This window comes from Planifilum fulgidum (assembly GCF_900113175.1).
Lineage (GTDB): Bacteria > Bacillota > Bacilli > Thermoactinomycetales > DSM-44946 > Planifilum > Planifilum fulgidum.
The window spans coordinates 65,043-84,706 of the sequence record NZ_FOOK01000014.1; the positions used below are offsets into that span (position 1 = coordinate 65,043).

The following is a 19,664-nucleotide window of genomic DNA, read 5'->3' on the forward strand; positions in this document are numbered from 1 at the left end:
CGAGGGATGTGAAGGGTGAACGTGTTTCGTCACGGGTGACACATGATCGACAGACCGTCTCCGGCTGAAGGGAGGCGGTTTTTTTGTCAGAGGGCGGAGGAAGGCTCGTTTGCTGGCGCCCCGATTCGGACTTGAAGGGAACGGAAATGCCGGGTTATTCGCCGATCAGAACGGTCACGGCGCAGGGGGGCCTTCGCCCCCCTGCGGGAAAGGAACCAGATCGCATTATCCGTTTTCGTTTGCCCATTCATATATTAAGTTGTAGACACTTGAATGGATAAGGGGTGACCAACTAGTGGTGGAGACGATACCAATCGCTCTATTGCCGGATTGTGACCAGATTGGACCTCCGCTCGTTCCATGCCAAACATAACAACTGTGAGTGATTACGTTGTATGATGTATCCCAATTTGTGATTTTTCCGGTACTGTTATACATGTAACCGTATTCTTTGTCCCCCGGAAATCCCGTTGCGTTTACAGTATCTCCTTCACCATAACCGAAGGGGTAAAGATCCATCCATTTTGAATGGGAATCCGCCACTTGAATCACGGCAAAATCGTATTGAACCTGATCGTACGAAAGATAACCTTCTTTGGGCGGCACCACATTGACCCATCCGCTGACAATGTTTAACTCGATGCCGTACGTCCAATCATAGGGAAGTTCGTTTCCTTTTCTTCCGGGAGCGACCCAGACAAGTTCGGGGAGCCATTCGTCGTTCCAGGTGTCGAACACACAATGGGCAGCCGTCACGACCGTATTTCTGTCGATATAATATCCCGTGCATGAGTATACATTTTCGTCCTTGTCTAGAAACTCGAGAGAAGCAATCGCATTATAGGGGGGAGATGTCGTTGCGTCGATCCTGATTCGATTATCCTCTGCCTGGATCCGGGATTTGGACAAATAATGTTCTTTCGCCCGTTGCATAAGCAGCTTTCCTTTTTTGACATATTTGCTCTGATCTATGATTTTCCCATGTGAACTTACCATCGCATAGGGACCAAGTTCCTTCAATTTTTCGATCTGCTGGGCGGATAGTTCCTTTCGGACCGGTTTTTCTTTTATCCTATTCTTATTTTTCAATAAATTAGATTCAGATGTTTTTACCTTCGGCAGTTCAATTTTTTCATATCTTTTTACGCCTTTTGCATGGGAGGAGGCATTCGCTTGAGCGCCATGGAAATCCCATGACAGCAGGGTTACTGCAAGCAGCAATCCCAAAAACACCAAGAGAATCCTTTTCAAAATAATCCCTCCCATATTGATATTTCCCAAAAATATTATAATCTATTTTGAACATTATTACAAATGGAGAAAAGGAGGAGGGATATTATTCTGCGCTGTTTGACTGTTCTTTTAGTCTTCATGCTCACGACGGGTTGTGGAGCATCGGGGACGCAACCGCTGAAAACCACCACTGTGGTGGTAAAGGTTCAGAACCAAGACGGAAAGCCCCTGCCGGGGATCGGGGTTGGCTTCGAGCCGCAATCCCGGGATCCGGACAATTCCGTCCAACACCATCCGATCCTTCCATTTACGGATAAAAAGGGACAAGTGACGTTTGAACTTGTCACAAATGAACAGTATGTGATCAAAGTTTTTGCCGGGAAAACCGTTGAAAAATCCCTTCAAGTTCCCGAACGGCCGGTTACGGTGGAAATCACGGTGGAAGGCGGTGATCACGGCGTCAAAGGAAAGGATTCCGCTGGCAAACAGGGAGAGGATGATAAGTGATCAAAAACGCACACATCCATCCTTCCGCGCGGTGACGGATGCGGGGAAGCCGAAGAAGTGTTGGGTCGTCAAGGGCTAGGGGATGTTTGTCGGGTGACAAATTTTTATGGCGATGTGGCGGATCAGCCTGCCCGTCTCCTGACGAGAAGGAGGCGGGTTTTTCATGCCGCAAAAAACGAACGGTCACGCGACGGACAGCGCTTGAGGCAGGGCGTGGAAAGGTTCGCTTCGTGTCAGTCTGATACCTTGACAAAATCATACAGGATTTGTGCCGAGATTGGACTCGTCAAAGGATTGTCATGCATCTGTTTTCAATACGGCTGTCCGACGTGAGGAAAATAACATTTTGATCTAAGGACCAAGGCAAACACGCCGCAAGGACGGATATCGATTCAAATACGGGACGCTGCATACAAGATGAGCGGCATGGCGACGAGCAAAGACCCGAACAACATATGCGGAAACGGCCCAAACCAATATGTTGAAGAGCCGGAGATGTAATTCATTTGACAAAAATTTTTCAAGACAAATGTACTGGTTACAATTGACAGTCCATCCCTCGATGATGCAATCTCGCGGATAGCAATGATGAAAAAGTTTTTTATGTCTGTACTGATGTTGGGTCTGATTGCGGGGTTGATCGCGGGGTGTGGTGAATCGGATATTCAAAAGGTGGAAGGTGACGATTCCAAGCAGGAAAAGGCGGAAAAGAAACAGGAAACACTGAAGATCGGCGAGGCGGTGAAGTTTGACGGACTGAAAGTGAAACTGACGGGGGTGCGCGAGTACAAAGGCGATCAGTTTATAAAGCCTCAGAATGACAAATTTGTGTTGATTCAGTTGGAGATCGAAAACACGACGGACAAGCCGCAAACGGTTTCGTCGCTGTTGCAAATGAACCTCGTAGACGCGGAGGGTCAAAGCCAAGACGTTGCCATCACCGGAAATGAAAAAGGAAAACTGGACGGTGAGCTTGGAGCCGGACGCAAAATGAAAGGCGAAGTAGCCTTTGACGTAATGAAATCCGATAAATACGAATTTATTTTCGATAATCCGTTTACAACGGGACAAGCGATTTGGGAAATAAAGAGCAAAGACATCAAAAAATAAACCGGGGGCTGCGCGCCCCCTTTGTCTGTTATCCCCGAAAAGAGGGATGCGGGCCAGAGGGTTGCCTGCCCGGCATACACCTAAGGGTCGGAATTTCTGAGTGAAAGGCGGCATGCAAGCTTTGTTCGGGGAAGGGCATTCGCGAGAGGCGGGCGTATGGAGGGCTGTTCAGGAAAGATGCGTAACGGGGCGTGCAGGAGCGACGATGCCTGATCAATGGCGATTGTTGGATGATCTTCGCCGGCGCATTGCCTGTTTGCGGCGTGTGGAAATGGAAAAGCAAGCTCGGCCCCGGAGCGTGCCGAAGTGTATCGGGAACGGAGGCAGGAACTTGAATTCATCGTTCAACAAATCGTAGGTGGTACTGAACAGATAAAAGCATAAGCCCCTTGACGGGGGAGAACATTGTCGGCGGGGAGATGGAGGAGGTGCGTCAGGGAAAGCCGGTATCGGATAAAGGGAAGCGACTGCGTGTGCTGAAGATCGGGCGCTCCGGCGCGGCGGGGGTGGCGTTATTGCCGGGGAGTATCGGATTTGTGGTTGCTAAAAACATTGCTTCATCGAAGTGAAGTTGCGGTGGAATTGAAGCGTCGGCGAAGTCCTGTTTTTCACGTATTTTTTGCGCGGTGGGATTGGTTTTTTTTGTCCTCCTTCCTCTAAGCGCAGCTTCGGAAGATTTCCCGCCGAAAGCGAATTCACCGGTGGAGCGGTAAAAAACCGAGACAAGTGCTTTCCGGCCAGGTTGGGTTCGAGCCGGAAAAATCTCTCCCCGCCGCGACGGAATTGACGGGAGAGACTTGGCATACTCCCGGCTTGGGAATCGGAGGCGGCGGGTCACTCGGGCGAGATCCCGCCTTTGGGCGGGATTCTCCACCCTTTTCGTGGGCGGGCCGGGAAGAGGAGTGCAGGCGCCGGCCTTCCGCTCAAGTTTCCTTCATGAAGGAGACCACCCCGGTTTGTTCCATTTTCTGTTTGGTTTCCGGCGTCCCCAATTCGTAGATCGTTTGGTAAATGCGCTTCAGTTTTTGATCGAAGGCTTCGCTGTTTCCGAACTCGTCGTGGGAAACCAGGGGAATGTGGGCATCCACAAAGGATTGAACATCCTCGTTGTGCGCTTCTTCAAAAAGGGATTTGAGCCGCCGGATCTCCTCCGGGGTCGCCATGATTTCGAAATCGTAATAGGAATCGTTCAGATCAACGTGTTCCTTGATCTCGCCGATCATGCCTCCCGAGTGGATGGTGACGTAGTAGGTCTTTTTCTCCATGGGATCGATGGCTCCTTTCCGGCGTTTATGACGGACGGTTTTCCGGGGCGAACACGGGCGTTCCCCCGCCGGGATGGACCGATTTGCCCGAGGGAATCTCGGAAACCATGTGCAGCTCGGACCATCCGCAGTGCGGACACCAGAGGGTGTGGGGGCACTGATGGGAATGGAGGTCGGATAATCCGTCGGTTCGCTTCATGTCGTCGATGGGCCGGTAAGGGCTGTAATCGGCCCACAGGTCCGAGATGCGCCCGTGGTCTTCCATCGCGCTGCCGCAGCGAGGGCATCGGCGGTTAAGCGGGGTCAGTCCGTTGCAGACGGGACAATTCCATCCCATCGTTTACTCCTCCTCATTCATCCCGGCGGCCGAGGATGGACGGAAAGATCAGGTAGGAAAGCAGGATGAGAAAGGCCAGAATCCCCGCAAACCAACCGTATTGGATGTCGACTCCCCGGGCCCGGGCGCCGGCGATGATGGCGATCGGGATGAACAGGGTGAGGGCGATGAGAGCTCCGTAATACAAAACGGCCGTCCATTTTCTTCTGGTGCGCATGGCTCCTTGCTCCTTCCCTCGGTGGGCTCTTTCCTCCTTAGCTTCTTCCCGGACCCGTTCTTTCATGCAAAAAAATCCCTCTGCGCCGTGCGCGAGGGATTTTTCGACAGCATTTTCCGTTACAAAAGATCAAAGCGGCCCCGTCACTGCCTGCGCCATCCCGGGCTTACGCCAGATTCATGCTGGAACTGTGGCCGGGCTGAAGCCGCGCTTCGGGATCGATGTACTGCTTGGCGTTGTTGACGGCGGTGGGAGCTTCGCCGAAGCCGGCGGCGATCAGTTTCACTTTTCCGGGGTAATGGGCGATGTCACCGGCGGCGTAAATGCCGGGAATGTTGGTTTCCATTTTCGAATTGACCAGGATGGCCCCTTTTTCAATGTTCAAGCCCCAGTTTTGGATCGGGCCCAGGGAGGAGACGAAACCGAAGCTGACGATCACTGCATCCGCTTCCACTTCTTCCGTTTCGCCGGATTGTTTGTTTACGATGACCACTTTTTCGATTTTTTCCTCCCCGTGGAGGGATTGGATTTCCCTGGGAGTGATGACCCGGACGCTGGATTTCATCATCTGTTCTACGCTGTGTTCGTGGGCGCGGAAACGGTCCCGGCGGTGAATCAGGGTGACGCTTTCGGCAATCGGTTCCAGCATCAGGGCCCAATCGACGGCGGAATCGCCGCCACCGGCGATCAGCACTTTTTTCCCGGCAAACTGCTGCATGTCGTTGACAAAATAATAAAGTCCTTTTCCTTCAAAGCGTTCCGCCTCGGGCAAGTTCAGTTTGCGCGGTTCAAAGGCGCCGCATCCCGCCGTGATGATGACCGCCCGGGAAAGGTGGACCTGTTTGGTGGTGGTGAGCTCGAAGATGCCGTCGGAGCGCTTTTCCACCTTCAACACTTTTTCGTTGAGACAATAAATGGGATCGGCCGTTTTGGCCTGTTCAATGAGGTTGTCTATCAGTTCCTGGGCGCGCACCTTGGGGAATCCCGCCACATCGTAAATGTATTTTTCAGGGTAGAGGGCGGAAAGTTGGCCGCCAAGCTGGGGCATGCTCTCGATCACTTTGACGGACATCTGGCGCATTCCCGCGTAAAAGGCGGCGAACAAACCCGTCGGGCCACCGCCGATGATGGTGATGTCGATAATGGGATTTTTGCTCATCTCCTTACACCTCCAAGTCGCTTCAATACCTTATCCGGAAACACCCTTCCTCATTATAACACCGCGGGGAAAAAATCAGGCGAACGACCCTCCCCCTTCCGAAAAAGGAGTTAGCAAAACTTTCCATGCCGCCGGTGCGGTTGAATGGGAAGGGTTGGGGGCAATGGATAAAATGAAATAAAACGCTTGCCAAAAGTTCGTGAAGGTTTTATCATATGATATTGTATGGATAGGAGAATCCCGGGCTATTCTCCATGGGCTTATGTGATAATTCTCTCATAAAGTACAAGGCATTGGAAGTGATAAGGATGGGCAAAAAACCGAAAATTGTGGTTCTGGGCGCCGGTTACAGCGGAATGATGACCGTCATCGGGCTGCAGAAACAATTGCAATATAACGAAGCGGAAGTGATTCTGGTCAATCAGCACCCCTACCATTACCTCACCACCAAATTGCACGAGCCGGCCGCCGGAACCCGGCATCACGAAGCCGCCCGCGTTTTGATCGAGGATGTGATCGATCCCCGCAAAATCACCTTTATCCAGGACAAGGTGAAGGAAATCCGTCCGAAGGAACGGGCGGTGGATCTGGTCAACCGCGAGGAGCCGCTCACCTACGACTACTTGGTGATCGGGCTGGGAAGCGCGCCCGAGACTTTCGGCATCCGGGGCCTGAAGGAGAACGCCTTCTTCATCCGCAACATCGACAGCGTGCGGATGATTCGCGAACACATTGAATACATGTTCGCCAAGTACCGCAACGAGGAACAGCGGGATGAATACATCACGATCGTCGTCGGCGGAGCCGGTTTCACCGGCGTGGAGTTTGTCGGGGAACTGGTGGATCGGATGCCCAGACTGTGCAGGGAATTCGACATTCCGCGGGAGAAGGTGCGCTTGATCAGCATCGAGGCCGCGCCCACGGTGCTCCCCGGCTTTGACCCGGAACTGGTCCAGTATGCCGTCGAATACCTGGAGAAGCAGGGTGTGGAGTTCCGGATCAACACGCCGATCGAGCAATGCGACGAGGACGGCGTCATCCTGAAGGGGGGCGAAGAGATCAAGGCCGCCACGGTGGTGTGGACGGGCGGCGTCCGGGGCAATCACCTGATCGAGGAAGCCGGATTTGAAACGATGAGGGGACGGGTCAAGGTGGACGAATACCTGCGGGCTCCCGGCTATGAGGACGTGTTTGTCGTCGGAGACTGCTCCCTGGTGTTCAATGACGAAGGACGTCCCTATCCCCCGACCGCCCAGATCGCCAGCCAGCAGGGGAGCAAGGTGGCCAAGAACCTGATCGCCCTCATCCGCGGCGGAAAGATGCAGCCCTTCCGCTTTGATCTGAAGGGAACCCTGGCTTCCCTGGGCCGGCACAACGCCATCGGGATCATCGGAAAGCGGAAAGTGTTCGGTTCCACGGCATCCTTCCTGAAATGGGCCAATGATCTGCGCTGGCTGTACACCCTTGGCGGCGTTCCGCTGGTGTTAAGAAAAGGCTTCATCTGATGCTTCGCAAAAAGTCCCGGTGCCAACCCTTTCCCCGACGGGAAAGGGTTTCCCGCATTGGGGCGGGAGAGGCCGATTCCAAAGGTGAAGACCGGGGAGGCGGTTTCTTCCGGGCCGGAGGGCCTTGGGGCACCTCGGGTTTTCCTGGAAAGGAGTGAGACCGTGACGCGGTCCGGGGTTTGGCTGGGGGTGGGGGGACTGGTGCGCCGGGGTGACTCCGTGTTGGCAGTGAAAAAGCGATATGGCGCCACAAAGGGTTTGTGGACGATGCCCGGGGGATTCGTCGCGCCGGGGGAAACGCTGGATGAGGCGGTCGTCCGGGAGATTCGGGAAGAGACGGGAGTGGAGACGGCCGTTTGCGGTGTCATTGCCGTTCGGACGGGAGTGCTGCGGACCGGGGTGAGCGACAACCTCGTCCTCTTTTCCATGAAATACCTGTCCGGAGAACCGGAGCCGGACGGGAGGGAATTGTCCGAAGCGCGTTTTCTTTCCCGGGAGGATCTGCTTGAGGACCCCACCGTCACGGAGCTGTTGCGGACGCTCGCCCTGTCGGAGACGACGGCGTCCCTGGTTCCCGGGGCATTCCATCCCCGCCGGGATTTCGGTTACCGTTCCTACAAAATTTTCAGGGAAGAGAGGGCGAAAAAATAGCCGAGCGGACAAAATATGCAGCTTACAGCCGGTGTTTCCGCTTACATGGGGATTGTGGGGGAAATCGCCATCTTCCTTTTGAAAAGAAGATCTGATATTATATTACGAAATTACCTTTTTTATACGACAAATTGACCAAACCTTCCGAAACTTCCTGTACTTTTGAGGGGGGAGATGGATGAAAACCCAAACGCTGCGTCGCGCCGATCAAAAATGCCTTTATTGCGGGGGAACCGGCTATTACCAGCTGCTGCTGGGGGGGACGGAAACCTGTGCCCACTGCGGCGGAACGGGGAAACAGCCCGCCGAAAAAACGGAGGATTGAGATCCGATGGAAAAGCCCCCGGCTCTCACCGGGGGTTTCGTCTTTGCCGGGCGAGGCGGCGCTTCTTCTGCCGCCGGACGAGACGGTGAAAAGCTTGATTTTATCCCTTTCATGCACTAAGGTAAAATAGAAGTGAACCGATGACAAAACCGAGCGATCCCCCTTGGGGGATTTATCGTGAAGGTTGATCGGAGGCGATAAAGGTTGAGCCTTCCTCAGGTGATTATTTCCATTCCGCTTTTTTTGGTCCTGCTGTTCGGCATCGGATTCATTCTCAACATGATCCTGAAAACCACCTGGTTGCCGAGCTATTTGTATGCGGCTTTGATCATCGGTCTGGCCGGGTACATGTTCGTGGAAAGGGGCGGTTTGAAGCCGGTGGACTGGATCATCCTCTCCGCGGGCATGATCGGGGTGCTGTTGAGCGGTTGGACCATCAAGATGTTGCGCGCCAAGGGATACCGCATGTTCTGAGCGGTATCCCTTTTTTTGTTGGATCCGGAAGTCGTTTTTTCAGGCCCAGTCCCGGCCGAGGGGAGCGTCCGGGTCGGGCGGGGAGAACACCTCCGGATACAATAGATGGGCCAGGTATTCGATGCCCGTCAGCAGCCGGGGAGAAGGGCGGCAATACCATCCTTCCTCCAGGATGTGAACGCGGTCTTCCCGGGCGAAGGGTTTTCCCCGCCAGGCGGGGCGGCCCGTGATTCGTTCCTTTCGGATTCGGTCGATGGGAACCCCCGTCCATACGATCAGGGTGAAATCGGGTTCCCGTCGGGCCACGCCTTCCCAGTCCGTTTGGACGCTCTCCCGGTCCACGTCCCCGAAAATGTTGACGCCCCCCACGATTTCGCTCACGTCGTTCAGCCAGTTGCGCCTGCCGGGGGTGAAAACCGGTTTGGGCCACCATTCCCAATAGAGACGGGGCTTGGGACGGCCCTGCGGCACTTTGCTTTTGATCTCCTCCAACCGCCGTTCGAAACGCTCCGCAACCCGCTCCGCCCGCTCGCCGACCCCCGCCGCTTCTCCCGTGCGTCGGATGTCGTCCGCCACATCTTCGATTCTCTTCGGAGACAGGACGAGATGGGGAATCCCCTCCCGCCGGAGCCCTTCGATGTTTTTTTCCATTCCGGGAACACTAAGGGAGGCCACCACCAGGTCGGGACGGAGCGCTTTCACCTTGTCGAGGTCGATGTCCAGGTCGGGGCCGCATCGCGGCAGTTGCTCCACTTCCTTCGGCCAGTCGGAAAAATTGTCCACTCCGACGATGCGGTCTTTCAAGCCGAGGAGAAAAAGGATTTCGGTGTTGCTCGGGCAGAGAGAGACGATTCGTTTCATAATCAACCTCCTGTCGGGATCAAGGGAAAGGAGTGAGGGATTTGGCCACAAGGGTCAAGCCGGTAAAGTCCGCCTTTTGCGAAAGGCGTGTCGGGCTGGCCAAGGACGGCCGGATCGTCATCATCCGGCCCGCCAGGACCAGCGACGCCGCCGAAATCGCCCGGCGGATGGCCAGGGTGGTGAAGGAGGGGATATACCTCGAAGAGGAGCCGGACACCCTTCCCACAGACCGGGAACAGGAACAGGAAATACGGAAAATCCGGGAGGACGGCGGATTGTACGCCGTGGCGGAGGTGGACGGGAAAATCGCCGGCGTCGCCCTCCTCCGCAGAGGTCCCCTGGAGATGAACCGCCATGTGGCCAAATTTCGGATGTGGCTGGTTCCCGGCTACAGGGGGCTGGGACTGGGGAAGAAATTGATGGAGTACGTCATCGACGGGGCGCGCGCCCGCGGAGTGGAAAAGATCAGCCTCGATGTCTTTTCCAACAACGAGCGCGCCATCGGGTTGTACAAAAAATTCGGATTCCGGGTCGAGGGGCGCCTCAAAAGGCAATATGTGCTGGAAGGCCGCTATGTGGACGAGATCGTGATGGGACTGTCCCTTCAGGACCAGGCGAGGTGAACCAACCAGGCGATGAGCATTCCCATCGAGGCGCCTGTTGCCACTTCAATGGGCTGGTGTCCGAGGATCTCCTTCAGTTTGGTCCCGGTTTCCCGGGGGGATCTGTCCTTCAAGTGGCGCATCTCCCGCAGCAATCCCGCCACATCCTCCGCCAGCCGGTTCAGCACCCGGGCCTGAATGCCCGCGTGCCGCCGGATTCCCGCGGCATCGTACATCACGATGAAGGCGAGGACGGCTGTGATGGCAAACAGCGGGGAGCCCCATCCTTCCTGAATGCCGATCGCCGTGGCGAGGGAGGTGACGGCCGCCGTGTGGCCGCTGGGCATGCTGCCGGTCTGGATCAGCCAGTTCCAATTCCATGTGCCGTGGATTCTATAGTTCCAAAACACTTTGGTCAGCTGGGTGATAACCACGGCGATGACCGAGGACCACAGGGGATAGTTGTGCAAAAGTGTCGGGAGCATGGAGCTTTTTTCTTCCTTTCGCCTGACATCTGCTGTATCTGTTGTTCCAACCTATCCTCTATGATATACCGCGAAATCCGGATTGGAAAGGTGAAGGGAAAAAAGTAGCAGAAGGTGCCGAGGTTTCAATCCTTCCTCGATCATCGGGGAAGGATTTTTGTCGGGTAAAAAAGTCACCGATATTGGAAGTTCGTGGTTCCGCCTGTTTGCCAAGGATTCGGAGGCGGATTCATTTTTTGTTTTTGAAACAAAATGATGGATAGAAACGACAGGGGGTGTCATCCTTGCGCGGCTTCAGAGGGTTTTTCAGGAAAAAACCCGAGGTGAAAAACCCGGTCATCCCGAGCACAAGGGAAGATCTGCGGGTCGGCCTTTATCGCGATCTGGAAAAAAACCACCGGGTGATGAAAGACCTGTTCAACCGGTGTTACGATGTCAACTTTCGCATCTTCCGGATTGGAAAGGAAATCGAGGCGGAAATCATCTATGTCGATAATATGGCCCACTTCGATGACATCAACACCCACATTTTGGCGCCGCTGATGCGGAAGTCCTGCTCCCGGCCGGAGGAGGTCGAAGCGTTTCTCCGGGAAGAGCTGCCCGCCGTATATGTCAAACCGGTTGAAACCTTTGACGAATGCGCCAGACTGGTTTCCTCCGGCGAGCCCGTTCTGTTCATCGACGGATGGAACCGCGCGCTCAATTTGGGGCTGATTCAACTGGAAAGACGGGCTGTGACGGATCCGGAGGGAGAGCCGATCATCCGCGGCCCCAAGGAAGGATTCATCGAATCGGCCCAGACGAACACGGCCCTGCTGCGCCGCAGGATTCAAAGCCCCAAATTGAAGTTGGAAGAGATGCGGTTGGGGCGTTACACCCAAACCCGGGTCATCATCGCCTATATGGAAGGAATTGCAAACAACAGCGTGCTGGACGAGGTGAAGCGGCGTCTGGAGCGGATCGATGTCGACGGAGTGTTGGAGTCGGGAATTATCGAGGAGCTGATCGAGGACAATCCGTATTCGCCCTTTCCCCAAATCCACTTTACCGAACGGGTCGATGCGGTGTGCGCCGATTTGCTGTCGGGGCGGATTGCCATCATTACGGACGGAACTCCCGATGTGCTGGTCGTCCCCGTCAGCTTTCCGGCGTTTTTGCAGGCAACGGAGGACTACTACTTGCGAGCCATTTATGCCACGGCGGTTCGGTGGCTCCGGTACCTGCTGTTTTTTTTCTCCCTGGTGGCCCCTTCCTTTTATGTGGCGACCATCTCCTTTCACCCGGAAGCGGTGCCGACGGAACAGCTTTTCACCTTTGCCTCGTCCCGGGAGCGGATTCCCATGCCGACCATCGTGGAAACGGTGTTGATGGAGCTCGCCTTCGAGGCGGTTCGGGAGGCGGGGCTGCGCCTGCCGAAACTCGTCGGTTCGGCCGTTACCATCGTGGGGGCGCTGATCATCGGGGAAGCGGCGGTGACGGCGGGGATCGTTTCCGCCCCGGTGGTGATCGTCGTGGCCCTCACCGGAATCGCATCCTTCACCATTCCCCGCTATTCCTTGGGTTTTGCCATGCGCGTCCTCCGCTTTCCTCTGCTTTTCATTTCGGGAGGTTTCGGCATGGTGGGGTTCAGCCTGGCGTTGATCGCCCTCGTGATCCATTTGGCTTCCCTCCGTTCCTTCGGCATGCCGTATCTGTCTCCCATTGCGCCCTTTAGGCCCAAGCAGATGAAAGATGTTTTCTGGCGCACTTTCTGGTGGAAAATGAGGACCCGCCCCACCGAATCCGCCAACACCGATCGGCAGGCGCCGGATCAGAAGCCGGGACCGGAGCGGGGCGGAGAGCAATGAGGGAAGGGAGGAGCGGCGATGATTGAAAAAGGCCGCATCAGCGGCGGTCAGATGGCTTTGCTTTTGTTCGTTTCGACGATCGGGATCACCGTGGCGACCATTCCCTACTTGGCCGCCAAATGGGCAAAACAGGACATGTGGATGACCCCCGTGCCGGCGGCCGCCTCCGGGCTGGTGGCCTTCTTTCTCGCCTATTTTCTCCACCGCCGGTTTCCCGGGGAGACGGTGATCCAGTACTGCCCCCGGATTCTTGGCTGGCTCGGCAAGGTCATCCCCCTGGTGTTCCTGTTGACCTATATCCATGCCAATTCCTTTGTGCTCCGGATTTACGCCGATTTCGTCAACGGCGTGTTTTTGCAGAAAACGCCCCAGGTGGTGGTGATGGGCGGGATGGCCTTGCTCTGCGCGGCCGCCGTCCGGGGGGGACTGGAGACCGTCGCCCGTACGGCTCAGTTTCTCGCCCTGCTGACGGCGGGCATCCTGGGGGTGGTCACCTTTTTGTCGATGCCGGAGTGGGAGATGAGCAACATGTTGCCCATCCTGGAGCACGGCTTCAGGTCCGTGGCCAGGGGAGCCGCGGCCCCGGCGAGCTGGTTCAACGACTTTTTTATAGCGACCTTTCTGCTGCCCCATGTGAGAAAGCGGGACAAAGCGGCCCGCTGGGGAGTCGTCGGCCTTGTCGGTTCAATGTTGATGCTGATGGTGTTTCACCTGATCATCCTGTTCATATTGGGAAATCAGGCGGACAGATTCCTCTTTCCCCTCTTCGAAGCGTTCCGGCTCATCAACCTGGCGGGGTTTCTGGAACATGTGGACGCCTTTTTGCTGGCGATATGGCTGTTCATCATCTTCATCAAAATCACTTTGATGCACTACGCCGTCGTCCTGGGAACGGCCCAGTGGCTGGGGCTTGCCGACTACAAACCCCTGTCGCTGCCCATCGCCCTTCTCCTGGTCGCCGTCGGGGGTTGGACCGTGCCCACCCTCACGGATCTGAACCAATTTTTTGATGGGGAATCCTTTGTCTACAGCAGCCTGGTCCAAATCGCGATTCCTCTTTCGCTTCTGGCGGTGGCGGTCATCCGCCGGGTGAAAAGGCCGCGAGGGGAGGATGGAACATCATGGGAGCGGGACCGCTGAAGGGAGGAGGCAAAAGGGCGCTCTGCCTGCTGTGGGTCGCCTCCCTGCTCATCCTCTCCGGCTGTTGGGATCGAAAGGAATTGAACGAGATCGCCCTGATCCGGGCGATCGGGATCGACCGGACGGAGGACGGGCAGGTGGAAGTGACGCTTCTGCAGGCGATCCCCCAACGGGCGGAGGATGCCGGAGGAGGGGAAAAAACCGGGGGAACGCAAAGGGTCCTTTCCGCCCGAAGCATCAATATTCCCGAGGCAAAGGCGAAATTGCAGCAAAAGCTGGGGCGCGAAATCTTCACGGGTCACCAAGAAGTGGTGGTGTTCGGGGAAAGAATGGCCCGGACGGGAATCAGGGAGGCCCTGGATTACATGGCACGTCAGCCGCAGGTGCGGTTGGATGCCGTGGTGTTCGTGAGCGATTCGCCGAAGGAGATTTTCACCACCATTCCGCTGGCGGAAATCACCGCCTCCGAATCCCTTTACAAGCTGGCGAGAGTGGAGGGATACACCGAGATCACCGTCATGCGGGTGCTGAGGGAAGTGACCGGCGATGCGAAAAGCACGGTCATCCCGGTGGTGAAAAAAACGGGAAAAAAGTCGCTGTCGCTGGACGGGGTGGCCGTTTTCCGGGGGGAACGGATGGTCGATCATCTGGATCGAAAAAGCAAAGAAGGCTTGATGTGGATCCGGAATGAGTACACCACGGGAACGGTCAACACCCGGATCAAGGGTGAAAAAGGATATGTCGCCATGAAGGTGGATCGGACGAAGACCGAGCTGATTCCCAAACTGAAGGGGAAAAAGCCCCACATGACCATCCGGATGACCTCGGAAAATGTGTTAACGTACAACGGAACCGACATGGATCTGTACTTCCCGTCGAACATGGACCGGATCACCCGGGAGATGGAGAAGCAGCTTCGGCACCGCCTGCGCTGGACGGTGGAAAGGCTGCAGAAGGACCGGGCGGACGCCTTCGGCTTTGCGGAGGTTTTTCACCGCAAATACCCCAAAGAGTGGGCCCGGATGAAAAAGGATTGGAATCAACGGGTGTTTCCCCGGATGGACGTGGATGTCCAGGTCTTTGTGAAAATCCGTTGGCCCGGAATGACGGACAGTTGAGCGGACGAGGTGACGGGCCGTGATTGGAAAGATCTTGGCGGTTACGGCGGTCAGTTTGCTGATCATCGGTTTCGAGTGGCCGAAGATCAGTCCGGAACACAAAAAGGAAAGGGCGGCGCTGTTGGTGTCCGCCGCCCTCGCTTGGGGATTGTGGCTTGTGCTTATTCTTTTTCCGAACTTGCCCGGCCCCACGGAGCTGATGGAAAAATGGCTGCGCCCGCTTGTCGGCTGGATGGGAGGATAAGGAAAGACGGGGCCCTTTATGGGGTTTGGAAGATTTTGTCGATGCGGTCGATCACCTCTTGCGGGAGGGTCACACCGGAGGCCTTGACGTTGTCCTCCACCTGCCCGGGCACGCTTGCCCCGATGATGGCGCTGGAGACGTTGGGAAGGCGAAGGGTCCAGGCCAAAGCGAGCTGGGCCAGGGAAAGCCCCAATTCTTCGGCGATGGGACGAAGCCGTTCCACTTTGGCCAAGTTTTCCTCCTTGAGCCACGATTTGACCGTTTCCGCCCCGTGCTTGTCGGTGGCGCGGCTGCCGGAGGGTGCGTCATTTACCGATTTGTATTTGCCGGCAAGAACCCCTTGGGCCAGGGGAGAGTAAACGACTTGTCCGATGCCGTGGCGCTCGCAGAGGGGGATGATCTCCTTTTCGATATCGCGGGCGAACAGGTTGTACAAGGGCTGGTTGGCCGCGATCCGGTGCAGCGAGTGCCTGTCGACGATCGACAGGGCTTCGGCGATTTGCGCCGCCGTCCAATTGCTGACGCCCACATACAGCACTTTGCCCTGACGCACCAGATCGTCCATGGCGCGCAGGGTTTCCTCCAGAGGCGTGTCAGGGTCGAAGAAGTGGCAATAGTACACGTCGATGTAATCGACGCCCAGCCGTTTCAGGCTGGCTTCGCACTGCTCCATGATGTGTTTCCGGGACAGCCCCTGGTCGTTGGGCCCTTTCCCCATCGCCCCCCGGACCTTGGTCGCCAGCACGTAGGATTCGCGGGGATACTTCCTGAGCGCTTCGCCGACGATCCTTTCCGCCTCGCCGTTCATGTAAATGTTGGCCGTGTCGAAAAAGTTGATCCCCAGTTCATAGGCCTTGTCGATGACGGAGATCGCTTGCTCCTTGTCCACATATCCACCGTACGTCAGCCAGCTTCCCAGGCTGATTTCGCTCACTTTCAAACCGGTGTTTCCGAGACGGCGGTACTTCATCTTCGATCCCCTTCCTCTAAAGGTTATCGAAGCTTTGATTCAGTCGGCATGCGGCCCGGCAATCCGCCGGAGGTCACGCCAGGAGCGATCGGAGGATGGACAGGTTGGCGCGTTCGTTCAACCGGAGCCGGTCCGAATGAATCCACGCTTCGGCGGGGGAGACGGGCAGTTCCCCGCAGATGTCGACGCCGAGCACCTGTTTGCTCCGAACGAGGGCTTGAAGAACCTTCAGCAGCTCCGTCAGGTGCATGGTCCCGTGATCCCAGTTGGTCGCGGCGTAGGCGCGATCCAGGACATCCTTGTCAATGCTGATGTACACGCGTTCCGTCGGGATGGCGGAGAGGAGATCCCCGCCTTGTTCCGGGTCGGGCCAGAGGAGCACTTTTTCCCCGGCGTCCCGGAGGCGAAGGTTCCGCTCCCCGGTCCCGATCAGGATGATTTTCACAAGATGCGGCAGCTTCGCCGCCTCTTTCACCCAGGAACTGCATGTAAGAAGCCCCGGCAGACTGTCCGGGGTTTTTGCATCCGTATGGTTGTCGAAAAGGATGAGGCTGAAGGGATCTTTGATTTCCCTCAGCAGCAGATAGGTGACGTAATGGTAATTTCCGTTTCCGATAAAGGTGATGCCCCGACCTTTTCTGCGGGACAGCCGGCGGATGATTTCCGACCGCGATCGATCCGTGCAAAACAGATTGGCCTCTTGAATGTCTTTGAGTTGGATCCATTCGCCGGCAAAACGGGCCAATTGGCGTTGCTTTGGATAAACGTCGTCGAAGTTCAGCAGCGTCACGTCACGATGCAGAAGACCCATGATCCTCATTTCCCTTCGATGAAATGAACGATCCGGTCTATTGCCATACGCTGACGGTGATCCTTCGACTTCTACTATAAATATACAAAAAAATTGAAGGGCGGTTAAGGGCCGGCCTTCGACGAGGATCCTGTCTTTCGATGCCCATTGAAAAACGGAAAAAAGATCGCGGACAGTCTGTAAATTTGCACAACCTGATGACGTCGCGCGATGGTCGGTGTTTGTGGCTGTGGCCGCCGGGGAACGGTGGAGATCGCGGGTGCCGCCTTCGCCTGCTGGACGAGGCGACCTTCAGGACCGGGCGCGTCACAGCGATCGGCGGGGAAAGGGTGATGCAGGGGCGCCTGTGCCATGCCGCGTGGCGAAAGGCCAAGTCGGCTGTCCCGTAGATGGCGGAAAAAAGACGGGGCAGACCGTCGTTTTCCTTTCCGGTGATTTTGGGGGGGTTTATGGCTTGGGGACGTCGGGGAGTTTACATATCAAATTTTTTTGATGTATAATCATATCAACGAAAGTTGATATGAGGAGGCGGGGCGGATTTCTTCACCCGTCAAGGAGAGGTCTTCCTGAAAGGTTTCGGTTGCATGAGATATGAGATATAAGGGGGTTATCCGCGTGAGAAGGGTCATTCGGGAAGAAATCAAGGCGTATTACGGAAGTATCGCCAGGAGAGCGGCCGGGAAAGAAGCGGGTTCCTGCTGCGGGGGATCGTCCTGTTGCGGAGAAGGTGCGCCCTTCTATTCCTCGGGCGATCTGGAAGGATTGCCGGAGGAGGCCGTCAAGGCCTCTTTGGGGTGTGCCAACCCGGTTGCCCTTGCGAATCTTCAACAGGGAGAAACGGTCCTTGATCTGGGAAGCGGGGGCGGGATCGATGCGTTGATCTCGTCGAAGTATGTGGGTGAAACCGGAAAGGTTTACGGACTGGACATGACCGATGAGATGCTGGAATTGGCCCGGCGGAACCAAGAGAAGAGCGGGGCGGCCAATGTCGAGTTTATCAAGGGATATATCGAGGAGATTCCCCTGGCGGATGAAACGGTGGATGTCGTCCTTTCCAATTGTGTCATCAATCTGAGCGGGCGAAAGGAGGATGCCTTGAGGGAAGCGTATCGGGTGCTCAAAAAAGGCGGCAGGCTGGCCATTGCGGATATTGTCCGGCTGAAGCCGGTTCCCGAATCGCTTCGGCGGAACATCCAAATGTGGGTGGGTTGCGTTTCCGGCGCTTTGGGGATCGATGAATACGAGCGGATTCTGAAAAAGGTCGGATTCAAGGACATCGAAATCACTCCCGTAAACCACATCGGAGGTGTCCCCAGGGGATTTGCGGAAGAGAAGAACCCGGATTCTCCCTTTTCGGCGGGCGGTGCGTGGGAGGAAGCCTTTGCCGCGGCTTATGTGAAGGCGCGCAAAGGGACGGAACCGGCATGAAAATGTAGTATGATGTAGGTGAATATCCAATTTCATGATAAGCGCCGTGCATCCCGGGGCGATCGACGCATGTTTTTCTCGCCGGAAGGAGGGGAAGGAATGGATTGCCGCAGCGACGAGCAGTTATTGATGGTGGCCCGGGCCCTGTCCGACCCGATCCGGTGCCAAATTCTCGACCTGATTTCCCGGTGGAATGCGGAGGAGCCCGCCCGGTGCTGCCCGGACGGGATGTGCGTGTGCGACATACAGGAAGCGCTGGGTTTGAAGCAGTCCAAGGTGTCCTACCACCTGAAGGAACTGAAAAACGCCGGTCTCCTTTATGAGCAGAGGAAGGGCAAGTGGCACTACTACACCGTCAACCGGGAGACCCTGAAGCGGTTCTGCCTGGAGCTGAACCGCCGCTTTTCCCTGAAACTTCCCGGCCTGGAGATGGAAGTGAGGTAAAATGGACAACAACTGGATGGTGCGTCAGGCGGAGGAAAAGGATATCCACCGAATCCGGGAGATTTACAATCAGGGGATCGCCGATCGGATCGCCACCCTGGAGGAAAGGCCCAAGACCCGGGAAGAGATAGAGCGGTGGTTTCGTCAGCGCCCTTCCCGCTACGCGGTGCTGGTGGCGGAGCGGGACGGTTCCGTTCAGGGCTGGGCGTCCCTCAACCCCTATTCCCACCGGTGCGCCTACAGCGGCGTGGCGGATGTCTCCATCTATGTCGATCGTTCGTGGCGCGGGAAGGGAGTCGGCACCCTGCTGCTCGGGGCTCTGGAGGAAAAGGCGAGAGAAAACGGTTTCTACAAGATGGTCCTGTTTACCTTTCCCTTTAATCAGCGCGGCCAGAGGCTGTACCGGAAAAGGGGATTCCGGGAGGTCGGGATCTTCCGAAACCACGGAAAACTGGACGGCCGGTTCGTCGATGTGATGGCCATGGAAAAGTTGTTGTAAGCCGTTTGCGGAACACCATTGATGCTGGCTGCATCCAAGCGGGAAAACGGCATTTTGCCGGGCGATTTGCCACTCTGGGACGTTTGAGCCGCATCCTAACGGATGCGGCGAGATTGATGACAAACCCCCTGGCTCTTTTCGCAAGAAAAGCGCCAGGGGTTGCATGTTTATGGGAAATAAACAGATAAAGGAAATTAGATTTGGTAAATTAGGCGGATCACAAAGCCTTTTCCTCTCTTCGAGAGGAGCAAGGCCATTTTTTTGATGTTTTGAGCCACGGCAATAAGGAGGCATTGCTCTCTGACTTTGGCAAGCCCCCTGTAGCGTGCATAACGAAGCCCATGAAGTTCTTTGGCGTCAGCGAAGCTGCGCTCAATGGTCTGACTCCGTCGTTTATACAGTTGTTTGCCCCTTTCACTTAAACGGTTTTGA

At 56.0% G+C, this 19,664-nt stretch carries 25 protein-coding genes; 14 read left to right on the plus strand and 11 right to left on the minus strand.

What is annotated here, in order from left to right:
- Positions 1-225: 225 nt before the first annotated feature.
- Complete coding sequence (locus BM063_RS09530) at positions 226-1,251, minus strand: trypsin-like serine peptidase (RefSeq protein ID WP_177199078.1); 1,026 nt, start codon at positions 1,249-1,251, stop codon at positions 226-228.
- A gap of 63 nt (positions 1,252-1,314) precedes the next feature.
- Here BM063_RS09530 and BM063_RS09535 point away from each other — a divergent pair, with 63 nt between their 5' ends.
- Entirely contained in the window at positions 1,315-1,740 is a 426-nt protein-coding gene (locus BM063_RS09535; RefSeq protein WP_143085300.1) for a peptidase associated/transthyretin-like domain-containing protein, read from the plus strand.
- 588 nt (positions 1,741-2,328) lie between these two features.
- Entirely contained in the window at positions 2,329-2,850 is a 522-nt protein-coding gene (locus BM063_RS09540; RefSeq protein WP_177199079.1) for a DUF4352 domain-containing protein, read from the plus strand.
- A 433-nt stretch (positions 2,851-3,283) separates the two neighbouring features.
- Here the strand turns inward: BM063_RS09540 and BM063_RS17640 are convergent, their stop codons facing one another.
- The 5 genes from BM063_RS17640 to BM063_RS09565 all read right to left on the minus strand — a co-directional run bounded on the left by BM063_RS17640 (position 3,284) and on the right by BM063_RS09565 (position 5,828).
- On the minus strand, positions 3,284-3,688 hold the full coding sequence (locus BM063_RS17640) for a hypothetical protein (RefSeq protein WP_177199080.1): 405 nt from the start codon (positions 3,686-3,688) through the stop codon (positions 3,284-3,286).
- 85 nt (positions 3,689-3,773) lie between these two features.
- Entirely contained in the window at positions 3,774-4,115 is a 342-nt protein-coding gene (locus tag BM063_RS09550; RefSeq protein ID WP_092038319.1) for a hypothetical protein, read from the minus strand.
- 25 nt (positions 4,116-4,140) lie between these two features.
- Positions 4,141-4,452, minus strand: a complete 312-nt coding sequence (locus BM063_RS09555; protein ID WP_177199081.1) for a hypothetical protein — start codon at positions 4,450-4,452, stop codon at positions 4,141-4,143.
- Positions 4,453-4,465: 13 nt separating this feature from the next.
- Positions 4,466-4,669 carry a hypothetical protein gene (locus BM063_RS09560; protein ID WP_143085301.1) on the minus strand — a complete coding sequence of 68 codons (204 nt, stop codon included), beginning with the start codon at positions 4,667-4,669 and terminating at the stop codon, positions 4,466-4,468.
- Between the two features lie 166 nt (positions 4,670-4,835).
- Entirely contained in the window at positions 4,836-5,828 is a 993-nt protein-coding gene (locus BM063_RS09565) for an NAD(P)/FAD-dependent oxidoreductase (RefSeq protein WP_092038323.1), read from the minus strand.
- Positions 5,829-6,136: 308 nt separating this feature from the next.
- Between BM063_RS09565 and BM063_RS09570 the strand changes: the two genes are divergently transcribed.
- The 4 genes from BM063_RS09570 to BM063_RS09580 all read left to right on the plus strand — a co-directional run bounded on the left by BM063_RS09570 (position 6,137) and on the right by BM063_RS09580 (position 8,783).
- Positions 6,137-7,333 (plus strand): NAD(P)/FAD-dependent oxidoreductase, encoded by a 1,197-nt coding sequence (locus BM063_RS09570; RefSeq protein WP_092038325.1) that lies wholly within the window; start codon positions 6,137-6,139, stop codon positions 7,331-7,333.
- Positions 7,334-7,495: 162 nt separating this feature from the next.
- Positions 7,496-7,984: an NUDIX hydrolase gene (locus tag BM063_RS09575; protein ID WP_177199082.1), complete on the plus strand. Its 489-nt coding sequence runs from the start codon at positions 7,496-7,498 to the stop codon at positions 7,982-7,984.
- Positions 7,985-8,162: 178 nt separating this feature from the next.
- Positions 8,163-8,309, plus strand: a complete 147-nt coding sequence (locus BM063_RS17645) for a YuiA family protein (protein ID WP_177199083.1) — start codon at positions 8,163-8,165, stop codon at positions 8,307-8,309.
- Between the two features lie 204 nt (positions 8,310-8,513).
- On the plus strand, positions 8,514-8,783 hold the full coding sequence (locus BM063_RS09580) for a YuiB family protein (protein WP_092038328.1): 270 nt from the start codon (positions 8,514-8,516) through the stop codon (positions 8,781-8,783).
- 39 nt (positions 8,784-8,822) lie between these two features.
- Here BM063_RS09580 and BM063_RS09585 read toward each other — a convergent pair whose 3' ends face one another.
- Positions 8,823-9,644, minus strand: a complete 822-nt coding sequence (locus BM063_RS09585; RefSeq protein WP_092038330.1) for an ABC transporter substrate-binding protein — start codon at positions 9,642-9,644, stop codon at positions 8,823-8,825.
- Between the two features lie 41 nt (positions 9,645-9,685).
- On the opposite strand from BM063_RS09585, the gene BM063_RS09590 reads away from it, so the two are divergent.
- The gene (locus BM063_RS09590) at positions 9,686-10,267 is read left to right on the plus strand and encodes a GNAT family N-acetyltransferase (RefSeq protein WP_177199084.1); all 582 of its coding nucleotides are present in this window, start codon (positions 9,686-9,688) and stop codon (positions 10,265-10,267) included.
- Here BM063_RS09590 and BM063_RS09595 read toward each other — a convergent pair.
- Entirely contained in the window at positions 10,249-10,731 is a 483-nt protein-coding gene (locus BM063_RS09595) for a divergent PAP2 family protein (RefSeq protein ID WP_092038334.1), read from the minus strand. The two genes, BM063_RS09590 and BM063_RS09595, sit on opposite strands and share 19 nt — an antisense overlap.
- Before the next feature lie 275 nt (positions 10,732-11,006).
- Between BM063_RS09595 and BM063_RS09600 the strand changes: the two genes are divergently transcribed.
- The 4 genes from BM063_RS09600 to BM063_RS09615 are packed head-to-tail and all read left to right on the plus strand — an operon-like array spanning position 11,007 to position 15,080.
- Positions 11,007-12,578 carry a spore germination protein gene (locus BM063_RS09600; RefSeq protein WP_425439148.1) on the plus strand — a complete coding sequence of 524 codons (1,572 nt, stop codon included), beginning with the start codon at positions 11,007-11,009 and terminating at the stop codon, positions 12,576-12,578.
- Positions 12,579-12,596: 18 nt separating this feature from the next.
- Entirely contained in the window at positions 12,597-13,718 is a 1,122-nt protein-coding gene (locus tag BM063_RS09605; protein ID WP_092038338.1) for a GerAB/ArcD/ProY family transporter, read from the plus strand.
- Entirely contained in the window at positions 13,700-14,836 is a 1,137-nt protein-coding gene (locus BM063_RS09610) for a Ger(x)C family spore germination protein (RefSeq protein ID WP_092038340.1), read from the plus strand. Before BM063_RS09605 ends, BM063_RS09610 begins: the two co-directional genes overlap by 19 nt.
- Before the next feature lie 19 nt (positions 14,837-14,855).
- Positions 14,856-15,080 (plus strand): hypothetical protein, encoded by a 225-nt coding sequence (locus BM063_RS09615; protein ID WP_092038342.1) that lies wholly within the window; start codon positions 14,856-14,858, stop codon positions 15,078-15,080.
- A 16-nt stretch (positions 15,081-15,096) separates the two neighbouring features.
- On the opposite strand, the gene BM063_RS09620 is transcribed toward BM063_RS09615, so the two are convergent.
- Positions 15,097-16,050 (minus strand): aldo/keto reductase family protein, encoded by a 954-nt coding sequence (locus BM063_RS09620; protein ID WP_092038344.1) that lies wholly within the window; start codon positions 16,048-16,050, stop codon positions 15,097-15,099.
- Between the two features lie 73 nt (positions 16,051-16,123).
- On the minus strand, positions 16,124-16,861 hold the full coding sequence (locus tag BM063_RS09625) for an arginase family protein (protein ID WP_092038373.1): 738 nt from the start codon (positions 16,859-16,861) through the stop codon (positions 16,124-16,126).
- Between the two features lie 615 nt (positions 16,862-17,476).
- Here BM063_RS09625 and arsM point away from each other — a divergent pair.
- From arsM to BM063_RS09640, 3 genes are all read left to right on the plus strand, one after another.
- Positions 17,477-18,289 carry an arsenite methyltransferase gene (gene arsM, locus BM063_RS09630; protein ID WP_092038346.1) on the plus strand — a complete coding sequence of 271 codons (813 nt, stop codon included), beginning with the start codon at positions 17,477-17,479 and terminating at the stop codon, positions 18,287-18,289.
- Positions 18,290-18,388: 99 nt separating this feature from the next.
- The gene (locus BM063_RS09635) at positions 18,389-18,733 is read left to right on the plus strand and encodes an ArsR/SmtB family transcription factor (RefSeq protein ID WP_092038348.1); all 345 of its coding nucleotides are present in this window, start codon (positions 18,389-18,391) and stop codon (positions 18,731-18,733) included.
- Between the two features lies 1 nt (position 18,734).
- Positions 18,735-19,232 (plus strand): arsinothricin resistance N-acetyltransferase ArsN1 family A, encoded by a 498-nt coding sequence (locus BM063_RS09640; protein WP_092038350.1) that lies wholly within the window; start codon positions 18,735-18,737, stop codon positions 19,230-19,232.
- Positions 19,233-19,426: 194 nt separating this feature from the next.
- Here BM063_RS09640 and BM063_RS09645 read toward each other — a convergent pair.
- On the minus strand, positions 19,427-19,664 hold a 238-nt coding region (locus BM063_RS09645), incomplete at its 5' end, for a transposase (protein ID WP_177199085.1).

What these genes read in the sequence shown, in the direction of transcription:
- BM063_RS09535 (WP_143085300.1), top strand. Translation starts at nt 1,315, where the DNA reads ATGGAGAAAAGGAGGAGGGATATTATTCTGCGCTGTTTGACTGTTCTT.
- BM063_RS09540 (WP_177199079.1), top strand. Translation starts at nt 2,329, where the DNA reads ATGAAAAAGTTTTTTATGTCTGTACTGATGTTGGGTCTGATTGCGGGG.
- BM063_RS09550 (WP_092038319.1), bottom strand. Translation starts at nt 4,115, where the DNA reads ATGGAGAAAAAGACCTACTACGTCACCATCCACTCGGGAGGCATGATC.
- BM063_RS09555 (WP_177199081.1), bottom strand. Translation starts at nt 4,452, where the DNA reads ATGGGATGGAATTGTCCCGTCTGCAACGGACTGACCCCGCTTAACCGC.
- BM063_RS09560 (WP_143085301.1), bottom strand. Translation starts at nt 4,669, where the DNA reads ATGCGCACCAGAAGAAAATGGACGGCCGTTTTGTATTACGGAGCTCTC.
- BM063_RS09565 (WP_092038323.1), bottom strand. Translation starts at nt 5,828, where the DNA reads ATGAGCAAAAATCCCATTATCGACATCACCATCATCGGCGGTGGCCCG.
- BM063_RS09570 (WP_092038325.1), top strand. Translation starts at nt 6,137, where the DNA reads ATGGGCAAAAAACCGAAAATTGTGGTTCTGGGCGCCGGTTACAGCGGA.
- BM063_RS17645 (WP_177199083.1), top strand. Translation starts at nt 8,163, where the DNA reads ATGAAAACCCAAACGCTGCGTCGCGCCGATCAAAAATGCCTTTATTGC.
- BM063_RS09585 (WP_092038330.1), bottom strand. Translation starts at nt 9,644, where the DNA reads ATGAAACGAATCGTCTCTCTCTGCCCGAGCAACACCGAAATCCTTTTT.
- BM063_RS09595 (WP_092038334.1), bottom strand. Translation starts at nt 10,731, where the DNA reads ATGCTCCCGACACTTTTGCACAACTATCCCCTGTGGTCCTCGGTCATC.
- BM063_RS09605 (WP_092038338.1), top strand. Translation starts at nt 12,597, where the DNA reads ATGATTGAAAAAGGCCGCATCAGCGGCGGTCAGATGGCTTTGCTTTTG.
- BM063_RS09610 (WP_092038340.1), top strand. Translation starts at nt 13,700, where the DNA reads ATGGGAGCGGGACCGCTGAAGGGAGGAGGCAAAAGGGCGCTCTGCCTG.
- BM063_RS09620 (WP_092038344.1), bottom strand. Translation starts at nt 16,050, where the DNA reads ATGAAGTACCGCCGTCTCGGAAACACCGGTTTGAAAGTGAGCGAAATC.
- BM063_RS09625 (WP_092038373.1), bottom strand. Translation starts at nt 16,861, where the DNA reads ATGGGTCTTCTGCATCGTGACGTGACGCTGCTGAACTTCGACGACGTT.
- BM063_RS09635 (WP_092038348.1), top strand. Translation starts at nt 18,389, where the DNA reads ATGGATTGCCGCAGCGACGAGCAGTTATTGATGGTGGCCCGGGCCCTG.
- BM063_RS09640 (WP_092038350.1), top strand. Translation starts at nt 18,735, where the DNA reads ATGGACAACAACTGGATGGTGCGTCAGGCGGAGGAAAAGGATATCCAC.